Annotated in this window: 10 protein-coding genes and 1 tRNA gene; 5 read left to right on the top strand and 6 right to left on the bottom strand. The window is 65.1% G+C overall.

The features are described 5' to 3' along the window. Window positions 1-539 precede the first annotated feature (539 nt). The 3 genes from H146_RS0112000 to H146_RS0111990 all read left to right on the top strand — a co-directional run bounded on the left by H146_RS0112000 (window position 540) and on the right by H146_RS0111990 (window position 4,985). Window positions 540-2,165, top strand: a complete 1,626-nt coding sequence (locus tag H146_RS0112000) for a sodium:solute symporter family protein (protein WP_019952119.1) — start codon at window positions 540-542, stop codon at window positions 2,163-2,165. After that, the gene (locus H146_RS0111995) at window positions 2,158-2,661 is read left to right on the top strand and encodes a hypothetical protein (RefSeq protein WP_019952118.1); all 504 of its coding nucleotides are present in this window, start codon (window positions 2,158-2,160) and stop codon (window positions 2,659-2,661) included. Before H146_RS0112000 ends, H146_RS0111995 begins: the two co-directional genes overlap by 8 nt. Window positions 2,662-2,984: 323 nt before the next feature. Beyond that, on the top strand, window positions 2,985-4,985 hold the full coding sequence (locus H146_RS0111990; RefSeq protein WP_019952117.1) for an autotransporter domain-containing protein: 2,001 nt from the start codon (window positions 2,985-2,987) through the stop codon (window positions 4,983-4,985). A gap of 64 nt (window positions 4,986-5,049) precedes the next feature. Here the strand turns inward: H146_RS0111990 and H146_RS0111985 are convergent, their stop codons facing one another. Next, window positions 5,050-5,976, bottom strand: a complete 927-nt coding sequence (locus H146_RS0111985) for a sugar kinase (protein ID WP_019952116.1) — start codon at window positions 5,974-5,976, stop codon at window positions 5,050-5,052. Window positions 5,977-6,074: 98 nt separating this feature from the next. Here H146_RS0111985 and H146_RS0111980 point away from each other — a divergent pair, with 98 nt between their 5' ends. Together H146_RS0111980 and H146_RS0111975 are read left to right on the top strand one after the other, a co-directional pair. Then, a complete protein-coding gene (locus tag H146_RS0111980; protein ID WP_019952115.1) occupies window positions 6,075-6,746 on the top strand; it encodes an HAD family hydrolase in 672 nt (223 codons plus the stop codon). Between the two features lie 96 nt (window positions 6,747-6,842). After that, window positions 6,843-6,932, top strand: a tRNA-Ser gene (locus H146_RS0111975). A gap of 123 nt (window positions 6,933-7,055) precedes the next feature. Here the strand turns inward: H146_RS0111975 and H146_RS0111970 are convergent. From H146_RS0111970 to H146_RS0111950, 5 genes are read right to left on the bottom strand one after another with little or no spacing between them, the layout of a single operon-like run. Continuing rightward, entirely contained in the window at window positions 7,056-8,159 is a 1,104-nt protein-coding gene (locus H146_RS0111970) for an ABC transporter ATP-binding protein (protein WP_019952114.1), read from the bottom strand. Beyond that, on the bottom strand, window positions 8,156-10,090 hold the full coding sequence (locus tag H146_RS0111965) for a glycoside hydrolase family 127 protein (protein ID WP_019952113.1): 1,935 nt from the start codon (window positions 10,088-10,090) through the stop codon (window positions 8,156-8,158). Before H146_RS0111965 ends, H146_RS0111970 begins: the two co-directional genes overlap by 4 nt. Window positions 10,091-10,114: 24 nt before the next feature. Next, the gene (locus H146_RS0111960; RefSeq protein ID WP_019952112.1) at window positions 10,115-11,008 is read right to left on the bottom strand and encodes a carbohydrate ABC transporter permease; all 894 of its coding nucleotides are present in this window, start codon (window positions 11,006-11,008) and stop codon (window positions 10,115-10,117) included. Beyond that, window positions 11,008-11,931, bottom strand: a complete 924-nt coding sequence (locus H146_RS0111955) for a carbohydrate ABC transporter permease (protein ID WP_019952111.1) — start codon at window positions 11,929-11,931, stop codon at window positions 11,008-11,010. Before H146_RS0111955 ends, H146_RS0111960 begins: the two co-directional genes overlap by 1 nt. 56 nt (window positions 11,932-11,987) lie before the next feature. After that, window positions 11,988-13,250, bottom strand: coding sequence for an ABC transporter substrate-binding protein (locus H146_RS0111950; RefSeq protein WP_019952110.1), 1,263 nt, complete (start codon window positions 13,248-13,250; stop codon window positions 11,988-11,990). Window positions 13,251-13,283: the final 33 nt, after the last annotated feature.

The raw sequence follows: 13,283 nt of genomic DNA, 5'->3' as shown, positions 1-13,283 counted from the left end.
GGAACGACAACGGCAGCGTTATGCGCTGCCTTTTTTGTGCCCTGCCATCCCTGGCGGGCACCCTTCGGGCCGCCACTGCGTGGCGTCAAAAATCGCTCCCGGCGATTTTTTGGGCCCTGCCATCCCTGGCGGGCACCCTTCGGGCCGCCACTCCGTGGCGTCAAAAATCACTCCCGGTGATTTTTTGGGCCCTGCCATCCCTGGCGGGCACCCTTCGGGCCGCCACTGCGTGGCGTCAAAAATCACTCCCGGTGATTTTTTGAGCCCTGCCATCCCTGGCGGGCACCCTTCGGGCCGCCACTGCGTGGCGTCAAAAATCACTCCCGGTGATTTTTTGGGCCCTGCCATTCCTGGCGGGCACCCTTCGGGCCGCCACTGCGTGGCGTCAAAAATCACTCCCGGTGATTTTTTGGGCCCTGCCATCCCTGCCGATACAGCGGCCGAGTCGAGCCGGACACGACCAAATACTGAGGTAAACGGCTTCCGATTTGCTCGCCAACCTGTCATGTTCAGCAAAATATCAACAACGGGTGGCTTTAATGGCGGCATTTACCTGGCTGGATATGCTGGTGCTGGTCGTTTACGTAGTGGTCATTGCCTGGGTGGGGGCGCGTTTCGGCAAGGATCAGGACAACACCGAGGACTACTTTCTCGGCGGGCGCAAAATCCCCGGCTGGGCGATCGGGCTGTCGGTGATGGCGACCCAGGCCAGCGCCATCACCTTTATTGGTGCCCCGGGCTGGGGGTTTGATGGCGGCCTGGAACGACTGGTGACGTTTATCAACGTCCCACTGGCGATGGCAGTGCTGATCGCACTGCTGGTGCCTATTTTCCACCGCGCCGGCATCTACAGCATCTATGAACTGCTCGAGCGCCGCTTCGGCGTTGCCACCCGCTCGCTGGCCGCACTGCTTTTTCTTGTCGCCCGCGGCCTGGCCACCGGCGTGGTGCTCTACGCACCGGCGCTGGTGCTCTCCGTGGTCACCGGCCTGAGCGTCAACCTGACGATTATTCTGATGGCGGTCATTGCCGTCGGCTATACCGTGATGGGCGGTATAAGCGCGGTGATCTGGACCGATGTCATCCAGATGTTCGTGCTCTGGCTGGGCGCCATTCTGAGCATGATCCTGCTGGTGGCCAGTCTGCCCGGCGGCTGGAGCGACGTCTTCGCCTTCGGCGCCGCCAACGACATGTTCAACCCCATCAACCTCTCCCTCGACCCCACCGTCACCTACTCATTGTGGGCCGGCCTGATCGGCGGCGTGGTGCTGCATGTGGCCTACTTCGGCACCGACCAGAGTCAGATCCAGCGCGTCCTGACCAGCCCGTCGATCGCCGAGGGGCAGCGCTCGCTGATGATCGGCGGCTACCTGCTGGTACCGCAGATGCTGCTGTTTCTGTTCATTGGCGTAATGCTCGCCGCCTACTATCAGCAGCACGGCCTGACCGCCCCGGACAACCTCAATGAGCTGTTCCCGCGTTTCGTGGTCAGCACCCTGCCGGTGGGCATCAGCGGGCTGGTGATCGCCGGGGTGTTCGCCGCCGCCATGTCGAGTCTCGACTCGGCACTCAACTCACTGGCAGCGGTCTCGGTGCGCGACTTCTACGCCCGCTTTGTCAAACCCGAAGCGGACGAGCGCCACTATCTCAAGGCCTCGCGCTGGGCAACGGTGTTCTGGGGCGTCTACGCCACCCTGTTCGCCTTCTTCGCCGGCAACCTGGGACCCGTTATCGAGGCGGTCAACCGTATCGGCTCGTGGTTCTACGGTGCGCTACTGGGAGTCTTCCTGCTGGCGATACTCAGCCACCGCAGCAACGGCCGCGGCGCGGTGGCCGGCATGCTGCTGGGCATGGCGGCGGTGTGGGCGATGTCGCACACCGGCATGTCGTGGCTCTACAACAACTTCGTCGGCCTGGCGGTATCACTGGTGGCCGGCTATCTCGTCAGCCTCAGCGCCCCGAAGCCAGGTCGAGAGCAGCTGGCCGACGTGGTGATCGACGAAACCGCGCCGGACATGCAGGCGCTGCTCAAGGGGCGCAGCGCCGATGCCGCCGCCATCGGTCGCGACGCGCTGGTGACCCGCCGGCGCTGTCTCGGCCTGATCGTGTGGTTTTTCGTGCTGCTGGCAACCCTGGCACTACTGCAGGTATGGGCCAATGGCTGAAACACTGCGACTGGCGCGGCGACTGAGTGACGACGACGCCCGCGCCCGACTGCGGCGGCTGGGGGCGGAGCGCTTCGAGCCGGCGCGGCTGTCGCTCTGGCGCCTCCCTGTCGGTACCGAGGAGGGTCGACCACTGGCCTGGCTGCTGGCCGCCGAGACGATGTCGCGCGCCCTGCTGCTGCCGGATAACGCCGAGCCGGCCGCGCCGGCAGGCAACGCCGAAGCGGCGCTGATGCTGGACGGCGGCCCCTGCCCGTCATTTACACGCTTCGAACGCTGGTGGCTGTGGGAGCGGCTGGCCAGACCCGGGCGCTGGTCGTGCCGGGTGCTGCCCGCCACGCCGGGCTGCGTCGAACTACCGCTGTGGCTGGGCTACAGCGGCGGACGCCATACGCGGCTGCTGGTGATCAGCGGCCTCTCCGGCGAGCCGCTGGTGGCACTCAAGTCGACCCTGCTGGCATCGATGCACCAGCGCTCCGGGCAGGCGTCCTGCTAGCAGCCTGTCGGGCTTGCCGTCGGCAGGTGAGGCGTGCGACCCACCCCGGCGATTTTTGCACCACCATGGCGCGCAGATCAAGGCCGTCGACGACCTCGACGATGCAGCGTGCCGGATGATCCTGAGGTAACCGGAAGCAGATAGGACGTGTGGCGATCGACAGGGCGGAAGTGGCTCATGGCGGATCCGGTGGATGTCGGTATTATCTCATGCCCGGAGGGCCGCCTGCCGCGAATTAACGCAGCAAAACCCGCTCTAATCCTCGGCTTCCCGACGCTCGCGCCGCTTACCCTAGGCACTCCTTCCCGATGCCGGAGCCCGCCGTGGACCTTCCCTATATCTATCAGTTGCAAGAAGCCTCCTACGAGACGCTCGTCGAGCAGCACTTCAGCGTCGCCGTGGTCGACATGGACGACACTGGCATGAGCCGTGCCCAGGTCGAGGCGATCGAAGCACAGGACAAAACGCTGATCACCTACGTCAGCATCGGCGAGGCCGAAGACTACCGCGACTACTGGGATCGGATGAGCGCCGACGGCATCCCGGACTACGTGCTCGACGAGAACGACGACTGGGAGGGCAACTACCGGGTCGAGTTCTGGCAGCCCGAGTGGCAGGCACTGATGGCCGAGCGGATCGAAGAAGCCGTGGCACTGGGCTACAGCGGCGCCTATCTGGATATCGTCGATGCCTACACAGTGGCATCGGTCCAGGCGCGCTTCAAGGGCGAGGACATTCGCGCCGCGATGCAGGATTTCGTCATCAGCCTCTCCGAGCACGCCAAGGCGCTCGACCCGGACTTCCTGATCGTGCCGCAGAACGCCGTCGGCCTGCTCGGCGAGACCGAAGACACCCCCGAGCGACCCAACGTCCCCTATCTTGCCGCCATCGACGGTGTGGGCGTCGAGGATCTCTGGTACGACGACGACCGCCCCTCGCCCTGGACCGAGGGCGATCTCGAATTCCTGCGCACCGCGCTGGATGCGGGCAAGTTCGTGATCGCGACCTCCTACCCGACCGAGACCGCCAACCAGCGCGCCTTCATCGCCGGCGCTCTGAGCGAAGGGCTACTGCCCTTCGTCGGCACCCGCCCGCTCGACGGCACGTTTTCCGACATCGAGATCGCGCCCGTCGACGGCTACCCGCTCACCTGGCCCGGCGGGCTCGCACCGAACAGCGTGATCGATCTCACCGACCTCGCCTTTCTCACCCCACGGCTGCGCTTCGCCGACAGCCGCGCCGTCATCGCGCTGACCCGCAACGATGTAGCGTTCGCCGATGTCGCCACTACGCCCAACGCTCGCGAAAGCGCCGACGGCGTCGAATCGCTGGGGCTGGGTAACGCGCTGTTCGACACGCTCGTGACGCAGGATACCGCCACCGCCAACCGCGCCTTTGGCCAGCTTGCTGGCGAGGTACACCCGGCAACGCTCACCGCGCTGGCGCAGGAGTCACTGCAGCTGCAGTCATTGATGCAGTCCCGCCTGACGCGACTGGATACGACCGAGACCACGACAAGCGGCACTCATGTCTGGACGCAGGGCTGGGGCTCGCGCAGCGAGATCGACGACGCCAGCTTCGATATGCATTCCAAGGGGCTGGTGGTGGGCGTCGACGCCGCCACCGGCACCGGCTGGCAGGTGGGTGCGCTGATCGGCACCGGCGAGGGCCGGCTCAGCATGGATGATTTTGACGCCCGCACCGAGCTGGATCACACCCACCTCGGCGCCTATGCCCGGCACCGCTTCGGCGACAACGAACTGCGCCTCGGCGCCGCCTATACGTACAGCGACGCCGACAGCCGCCGCCGCGTGCGCTTCGCTGACTTCGACGACACGCTCGAGGCCGACTTCGACGCCGAGACGCTCAACGCCTTCGCCGAGCTTTCGCGTCACTTCACACTGAGCACCGCGACGCTTTCGCCCTTCGCCGGGGTGAGCGTCGTTTCCGCCAGGATCGACGATATCCACGAGCACGGCGGCCCCGCCGCCCTCACTCTCGACGGCGAGCGCGAGACGAGTTCGTACGCCCAGCTCGGCCTGCGCCACTGGCAGACGCTGGGTCTCGATCGCGTGACGCTGCGCAGCGAGATCGTTTGGCAGCGCCGCCTGGACGATGACGTCCCCGAACTCAGCGCCCGTTTCGACGGCGGCGACGCCTTCACCGTGGAGAGCACCAACGCCGCCCGCGACCAGCTCCAGGTCGGTGCCGGCGTAGGCGTGGCGCTCACCCGCGACGTCTCGCTCGACGTCGGCTACGCCGGCCGATTCGGCGACGACCTTACCGACCACGGGGGTAATGCGGCTCTGACCTGGCGGTTTTGAGGGGGTGATTGGCGGTTGGCGTCTCGGCGTCCACTATTGCCTATAGCGCGTCCAGCGCGTACCGTTACGGCATTGACGGCATCTGCGCCGGCGCGATGATCGCACCTCGCTGGCCGATCACCCCGGCCGCCAGCCGATGCCCCCAGCGCGCCGCCCGCTGCGGTTCACCGCCGCTCAGCCGACAGGCCAGATAAGCGGCGCTGAATGAATCCCCCGCCGCCGTGGTATCCACCACCTGCGAAACCCGTTCACCGGGCACCTCAAAGCGCTCGCCGTCGGCCTCGATCAGACAGGACGCGCCGCCACGCTTGATCACGATCTCGCTCACACCCGCTTCGCGGTAGGCGTCAAACAGCGCCTGCGGGGTCTCGAAGCCGAACAGCTCGGCGTCATCCTCGAAGGTGACGATCGCCAGATCGACATGCGCCCACAGCGCACGATGCGCCTCACGCGCCCGATCGGCGTCGGGCCACAGGCGTGGGCGATAGTTGTTGTCAAAGGCGATCCTGACCCCCTGTTCGCGCAGGCGCGGCAGCGCCGCCAGCAGCCGATCACGGCCAACGTCGGTGAGTATCGCCAGCGAAATGCCGCTCAAATAGAGCATCTCCACCTCGGCCAGCCCCGCCAGCAGCGCCTCACCCTCCCTGTCATCGAACATGAAGCGCGCCGCGGCCTCGCTGCGCCAGTAGTGAAAGCGACGCTCGCCGTGTTCATCGGTCTCGATGAAGTAGAGCCCCGGCAGGCGCTCGGGCAGGGTGCGCACCCGCGAGGTGCCCACCCCTTCACGTTCAAAACGCTGGCGCATGGCAAGGCTGAAGCTGTCATCACCCAGCGCGGTCACATAGTCGACCCGCAGCCGGGCGTCGGCCAGCCGGGCCAGATAGGTCGCCGTGTTGAAACTGTCACCGGCAAACCCCTGATGGAGGGTTCCTTCCGGCTGACCGTGCAGCTCGATCATGCACTCGCCCAGCAGCGCGATAGTGGAGGCCAAGGCACAAGCTCCTTTTTCATGCTGTTTTCACAATCTCACCGGAAGGCTACTCTGACGCCACAGCAAAAACGACCCCTCGATCAATCCCGGAGCACGCCATGGCCCCTATCCGCTGTTTGATCTTCGACTGCGACGGCACCCTGGTCGACAGCGAACCGCTGCTGGCCGAAGTGCTGGCGCAGACCCTGCCCGAAGCGGGCCTGCCCTTTCAGGCCAGCGACTACATGAACGAGTTCAGGGGCATCATCTTTGCCCATATCGTCGCCGAACTGGAGCGCCGCCACGGCGCCATCAGCGACGACGCGCGCCTTGGCGCCGAAACGCGCATGCGTGAGCGCATCATGGCGGGGCTGGCGGAGAACCTGCTGGTGGTCGAAGGCATCGAGCAGGCACTCGAGCAGTTGGCGCCACACTACGCCTGCTGCGTGGCCTCCAACGGCCCGCTGACAAAGATTCGCCAGTCCATGCAGGTAACCGGACTGACACGCTTTTTCGGCGAGCGCCTTTTCTCCGCCTACGAGGTCGGCCACTTCAAGCCGGAGCCCGGGCTTTTTCTGCACGCCGCCGAAGCAATGGGCATTGCCCCCGAGCACTGCCTGGTGATCGATGATGCCCCGGTGGGCGTCAGCGCGGCGCTGGCGGCCGGCATGCGAGTAGCGCACATCAACCACTTCCCGGAGCGCGAAGCGAACGCCGAGGGGGCGTTTGAGCTGCTGTCGATGCGCGATCTGCCGGCGCTGGTGGCACGGCTGGACGGCGCCTCTGCCTGATCGAGCGGCGGTAGTGGCTTCGACGACTTCGACGTTTGAGCGTCGTCATTCCATGGACAATACCGAGCCGCTGCTGTAGTATGCCGCCCTGCTTCAGGAGAGGTGGCTGAGTGGTCGAAAGCGCCGGTCTCGAAAACCGGAGTAGGTTCACGCCTACCGAGGGTTCGAATCCCTCCCTCTCCGCCAGACAGAAAAAACCGGCATTCGTTGCCGGTTTTTTGTGTTGGTGCACCGGCTTTTCTGTTATGTCCGGTGGCGGCTTCGAAAACGCCCTGTTGTCGCTACCCTCATCCCGAGGCCGCCAGGCCCCTAACGCAAACGCTGCTCCTGCTGATCGAACAGACGCATGTCGGCGACCTCGGCGCTGACCAGCAGCGTCTCGCCGAGGCGAATAGCGATACCCCGTGGCGCTTCGATCCGACAGCGCGCGCCGTTGTCCAGCGCGCCATGCAGACAGGAGTTATCCCCCAGGTATTCAATGAACTCGACCCTGAACTGCAGACCCGCAACGTCGCCCTGCACCGGCTGCAGGTGGACCGGCCGTATGCCGAGGGTGACCCCTGTGCCCGCCGACGGCGGATTGTCGAGCCTCGGCCCCGCAATGGTGTGCTCGCCGAGACGCAACCGGCCGTTTTCCACCAGTTCAGCGTCGAAGAAATTCATCGCCGGCGAGCCGATGAAGCCGGCCACGAAGACGTTGTCGGGGTCGCTGTAGAGATCGGCCGGCGTGCCGACCTGTTCAATGCAGCCGGCGCGCAGCACCACGATGCGACTCGCCAGCGTCATCGCCTCGGTCTGATCGTGGGTGACGTAGATCATGGTATTGCCCAGCTGGCGATGCAGCCGCGCAATCTCGAGGCGCATCTCCACCCGCAGTTCGGCGTCGAGATTGGACAGCGGCTCGTCGAACAGAAAAACGTCGGGGTCGCGCACGATCGCGCGGCCGATCGCCACCCGCTGGCGCTGCCCGCCGGAGAGCTGACTGGGTCGGCGCTGCAGCAGATCGGTGAGATGCAGGATCTGCGCCGCCTCGTTGACCTTGTCGGCGATTTCCTGCTTCGGGTGGCGCGCCGCCCTGAGTCCGAAGCCCATATTGTCGGCTACGCTCATGTGCGGATACAGCGCGTAGGTCTGAAAGACCATGGCAATACCGCGGTCCGAGGGGTCGCGCTCGGTGACATCATCATCGCCGATGAAAATATCGCCGGCAGTGGTCTCCTCGAGCCCGGCGATCAGGCGCAAAAGTGTCGACTTGCCACAGCCCGAGGGGCCGACGAAGACCACGAACTCACCCGCCTCCACGTCGAGATTGATATCGTGCAGCACCTCATCGCCCTTGAACGACTTGTGCAGACGGTTGAGCCGCAGCCCCGCGGTGTGGTGCGTGCTCTGGATGGCTTCGGCATGACTCATGACTGCCCCTCCCGACGTATCCAGGTCAGCATCGCGCCCGGTTCACGGTGGTCCCAGGCGTAATAGGGAATGGCCGTCAGCGTGACCGGCTGTCTGGCCGGCGGCGTGATGCGGTAAAGCGCCTCGCTGTCGGTGCTCTCGCGCAGCGCCGGCGCCGTCAGCGCCATCATGGCGGCAGGCTGCTCGATGGCGCGGGGTGTCAGCGTCGCGCTGTCGGGCAGCACGAGGCTGTTGAGATCGGCACCGTTGTCGACCTCCTCCAGGCAGTAGACCAGCGGTCCGTACATCAGTGCCGTGCGGCCCTGATCGACCGTCACTTTCGGATGGGCAAGGACGCGCCGCGGACTCAGATCGATCTCCAGCACCAGTTCGTCGCCCGCTGCCCATTCGCGGGTCAGGTGCAGATAGCCGGCGCGCGATTCGGCCTCGACCGGCGCGCCGTTGAGGGTCAGCGTCGCCCCGGCCGACCAGCCCGGTACGCGCAGCGAGAGGGTGAAGCGCACCCTTTCGGTGGGCTCGACGCGCAGCGCCACGCGGCCGTCGAAGGGGTAGTCGGTGCGCTGGGTCAGGGTCACACTCTGCCCCGCCACCTCGGCGTGGGCGGTACCGGCGTTATAAAGATGAACGGCGATCGCCTCGTCCGCGACGCCATACACATAGGCCCCCACCGAGGCGACAAGACGCGAGATGTTGGGCGGGCAGCAGGGGCAGTGGTGCCACTTCCAGCGGTGGTGATCGCCGCGGCTCTCCAGCGGGTTGTCGTAGAAAAAGTGCGTGCCGTCCAGCGACAGCCCGGCCAGCGCATTGTTGTAAAGCGCCTGTTCCATGATGTCGGCGTAGGCCGCATCGGCGCCCCGCCCCAGCATGCGACTGGCCCAGAATACCAGCGCCACCGAGGCGCAGGTCTCGGCATAGGCGCTCGCGTTGGGCAGGTCGTAATCGAAGGTCAGCCCCTCGTTGGCCGCCGAGGGGCCGAAGCCGCCGGTGATGTAGAGGTTGCGATCGACCAGGTGTGACCACAGCGTATTGAGTGGCGCACTCAGACTGTCATCGGCAAACTCGGTGGCCACATCGGCCATGCCGGCGTAGAGATAGGCGGCGCGCACAGCGTGCCCCACTACCCGGGTCTGCTCACGCACCGGTTGATGCGCCTGGCAGTATTCAAGCGTGCCGAAATGGAACTGATCGGGCGTCTCGCCGCGCGCCTCGGCTTCGATGTCGAACCAGCACGGCTGACGGCCGCGTTCGTCGACGAAAAAGCGCGCCAGCTCGAGATAGCGCGGCTCGCCGGTGGCACGACCCAGCTTGACCAGCGCCAGCTCCAGTTCGGGATGGCCGGGGTAGCCTCTCATCTGCGCCTCGCCGGGGCCGAAGGTGCGATCGATGAGATCGGCATAGCGGCACAGAATATCCAGCAGGCGGCGTTTTCCGGTGGCGTGGTAGTAGGCCACCGCGCCCTCGATCAGATGGCCGGCGTTGTAGAGTTCATGGCGGTCGCGCAGGTTGGTCCAGCGCCGGCCGGGCTCGATGCGGATATACCACGAGTTGAGATAACCATCCTCCTGCTGCAAACGGGCGTAGGCGTCGACCACCTGATCGCACAGCGCCTCCAGTTCGGGGTCGCGGTGGCGATTGAGGGCATAGGCGGCGGTCTCGATCGACTTGCCGAAGTCGCTGTCCCAGAACATCTGGGTGGTCACGGTATTGTGGTGCTGAAAAGGTATGACCAGGCCCGGATTGGGACGCTCGGGGTCGATCTGATCGAGCATGCCGGCCTCGATGCAGCGGTCGAAAAGCGTCCGCGCGGTAGTGGCGCAGATGGTATCGATACGCGGACCGAAAAAGCCCTCCAGGCGTACCCGATCGACCGTCAGCGGGCGGAATTTGGCGCCATCCTGCTGCGCCCGGGTCGTGCGATGGTCATGGCTCATGGGCAGTACTCCCTTGTTCGCGACTCACTTCACCGCGCCGGCCGTCAGGCCGCGGATGTAGGAGCGCTGAAGAATGAGAAAGAGAATCAGGCAGGGGATCATCATGATCGTTACCCCGGCCTGTACCGCGCCCCAGTCGACCGAGCCGTAGCGGCCGTAACGCACCGCGGTCATCAGCACCGGCAGGGTGAACTTGCTCTGATCGGTCAGCAGCACCAGAGCGGCGAGAAACTCGTTCCAGGCGTTGAGAAAGGCGAACAGGCCGACTGTGACGATGCCCGGCGTCACCAGCGGCATCATCACTCGGGCCAGCATACGCACGCCCTTCATGCCATCGATGCGCGCGGCCTCCTCGATCTCTTTGGGTACCGAGTCGAAGGCGTTTTTCATCATGAACACCGAGAAAGGCAGCTGCAGGGTGGCGTAAATGAATACCAGCCCGGTCAGGGTATTCTGCAGCCCCATTTTCGCCAGCAGCAGGAACAGTGGGGTCAGAATCGACTGAAAGGGGATCATGATGGTCGCCAGAATCAGCACAAAGACCACCGACCGGAAGGGAAAGCGGTAGCGCGAAAAGCCGTAGCCGGCCAGCAGTGAGACGACGATGGTCAAAAGCGCCGTGCCCACCGCCACGAAGGCCGAGTTGGCGGTGTAGTGCAGCACCGAGGCGCCGTAGTCACCAAGCCGGCTATAGTTGTCGAAGGTGACCCCCACACCATCGCTCGGCCAGGGCGGCAGCGGTGGCTGCAGCGACACCGCGGCGGGCCTGAAGCTCGCCATCACCACCCAGAAAATCGGCGCCAGAAAGATCAGCGTGACCAGCACCGCGGTGATATGAAACAGCACCCGGTGGCCACGGATACGCCCGCCGCGCGCGGTGGGTGCCGTCACGCCACCCTGTCGCGTAGAGGTCTGCATCAGCTCTCCCCCCTGTCGCGTAAAAGTCGCAGCTGAATGATCGACAGCACCATCAGAATCAGTAGCAGAATCACCGACAGCGCTGCGCCGTAACCGAGACGGAAGGAGACGAAGCTCTCGTTGAAGATCTTGTAGACGGCGGTCACGGTCTGGTTGCGCGGGCCGCCGTTGAGAATGATGTAGAACTGATCGAAAGCCAGCATCGAACCCGCCACGCACATGATCAGCGCCAGCGCGAAGGGCTGACGAATCAGCGGCACGGTGATCCACAGAAAGCGCTGCAGTGCGCTGGCGCCGTCGATGCGCGCCGCCTCCTGATAGTCGCCGGGGATCGCCTGCAGGCCGCTCATCAGAATGATCATGTAGAAGCCGGCCATCTTCCACACCACCATGACGGTCACCGACCAGAAGGCGGTATCGAAATCGGCGAGCAGGTTGAAGCGCCCCTCGGTCAGACCGATACGCTGGGCCAGCGGCGAGAACAGCCCGGCATCGACGTTGGAGAGCCAGGCCCACAGCAGCGACGCCGAGGCAAAGCCCGTCACCACCGGCAGAAACCAGACGGTGCGATAGAGCCCGGTCGCCCGCCCCTGGTGCTGCACCATCAGCGCCAGTGCCAGCGCCAGGCCCAGCAGGCCGATGGTCGAGACGATGGTGTACTGCGCGGTGAACAGCAGCGCATTCCAGAAACTGGCGTCGTTCCACAGCCGCGTATAGTTGGCCAACCCGATCCAGCGCGCGTTGCCCAGCAGCGGCCAGTTGTGCAGCGACATCCACACCGTCATGCCCAGCGGAATGAGGAAAAAGACCACCACCAGCGCCAGCGCCGGCAGGGTATAGAGCAACCCGTGCCAGCCGCGACGCCGGCGCCGACGTGGCGTGGGCGCCGCCGAGGGCAGCGGATGAGATTGCACATCAGGCATGGCGGCACCTCCTCGATCTGGTCGTGAACGACAGCGCATACAGCGCCATGCGGAAGTTATCGGGCCGCATCGATAATCGCCTGCATCTCGGCCTGCCCCGCCGCCAGCGCCGCCTCCACCTCCGCCTCACTGTCGGCGAAGAAGGCGCGATTGAGGGTGGTGGTCCAGGGGCCGTTGCGCGAATTGATGAGGTCGTTGAAAACGGTCGAGTAAGGCGTGCGACCGTTCTGCATCGCTTCGGTGGAGAGCGCGTAGCGCGGGTCGAGCCCTTCCAGCGCCTGCTGTGCCAGGTCGGCACGCACCGGGATGCCGATGCGTCGGGCAAGGATCTTCTGCCCTGCAAGCGAATAGGTATGGCGAATGAAGGCCTTGATCGCCGGTAGCTTCTCCTCGCTGGTGCTCCGTGAAATGACGATGTTGTCGCCGCCGGCGAAGGAGGACCACTGCCCCGCCTCCTGCCCCGGCAGGAAGGCGACGCCGTAATCCAGATCGGGATACTGCTGGTTGAGAATCGAAATGGCGAACGAGCCCAGCGGGGCAATGCCGATATTGCCGTTGGCGAAGGCGCCGAAGAAGTTGGCTCCCGAATCGGTCCGGGCGCCGGCCGGCACCAGACCGTCCATCACCATGGTGCGATAGAAGTCGATCGCCTCGCGTACCTGCGGCGAGTCGAGCATCGCCTGCTGACCGTCGGCGGACAGAATCTCGCCACCGGCGGCCCAGATCATCGGCGCCAGGGTAAAGATGTTGCAGCCACCGCAGTTGCCGGCGAAGTAGAAGCCGTAGGTCTCCGGCCCCAGCGCACCTACGGCGCGCGCGTCGGCGATGATTTCCGTCCAGCTCTGCGGCGCGTTTTCGGGGTCGAGACCGGCCCTTTTGAACAGCTCCTTGTTCCAGATCAAAAGCGAGGCGTCGGCGGAAAAGGGCAGCCCGTAGAGACGACCATCAAAGGTGCCGACCGACAGGTGCGCCGGCGAGAGCTGGTCGAACCATGCCAGCGAATGGGCGAAGTCGGTGAGATCGCGCAGCTGCCCCGCCCTGGCGAAAGCCGGGGTATAGATCAGATCGAGTGACAGCGCATCCGGCGCGGAGCCGCCGACGCTGGCAATGGCATATTTCTGCACCATCTCGTCGACCGGCACCACCTGCAGATCGACGCGATGCTCGCTGTCGGCCTCGAAGGAGGCGATCAACTCGCGTATGTAGTCGTTGGCCCCGGAGCGCACCCACAGCGAGAAGGTCTCGGCACGAGTGCCGGCCGCCGGGAGTGTCAGTGCCAACAGCGCGGTCAGTGCGATAGCACCCCTGATCATCTTCATGTTGTTGTCCTCCCTCCAGCGCGCTCGAGCGAC

It is taken from the genome of Kushneria aurantia DSM 21353 (assembly GCF_000382245.1).
GTDB lineage: Bacteria > Pseudomonadota > Gammaproteobacteria > Pseudomonadales > Halomonadaceae > Kushneria > Kushneria aurantia.
This window is presented reverse-complemented; position numbering and strand designations above follow the sequence as displayed.

Excerpts from the sequence above, each read along its gene's own strand:
- H146_RS0112000 (WP_019952119.1), top strand. The coding sequence starts at position 540 with ATGGCGGCATTTACCTGGCTGGATATGCTGGTGCTGGTCGTTTACGTA.
- H146_RS0111995 (WP_019952118.1), top strand. The coding sequence starts at position 2,158 with ATGGCTGAAACACTGCGACTGGCGCGGCGACTGAGTGACGACGACGCC.
- H146_RS0111980 (WP_019952115.1), top strand. The coding sequence starts at position 6,075 with ATGGCCCCTATCCGCTGTTTGATCTTCGACTGCGACGGCACCCTGGTC.
- H146_RS0111970 (WP_019952114.1), bottom strand. The coding sequence starts at position 8,159 with ATGAGTCATGCCGAAGCCATCCAGAGCACGCACCACACCGCGGGGCTG.
- H146_RS0111965 (WP_019952113.1), bottom strand. The coding sequence starts at position 10,090 with ATGAGCCATGACCATCGCACGACCCGGGCGCAGCAGGATGGCGCCAAA.
- H146_RS0111960 (WP_019952112.1), bottom strand. The coding sequence starts at position 11,008 with ATGCAGACCTCTACGCGACAGGGTGGCGTGACGGCACCCACCGCGCGC.
- H146_RS0111955 (WP_019952111.1), bottom strand. The coding sequence starts at position 11,931 with ATGCCTGATGTGCAATCTCATCCGCTGCCCTCGGCGGCGCCCACGCCA.
- H146_RS0111950 (WP_019952110.1), bottom strand. The coding sequence starts at position 13,250 with ATGAAGATGATCAGGGGTGCTATCGCACTGACCGCGCTGTTGGCACTG.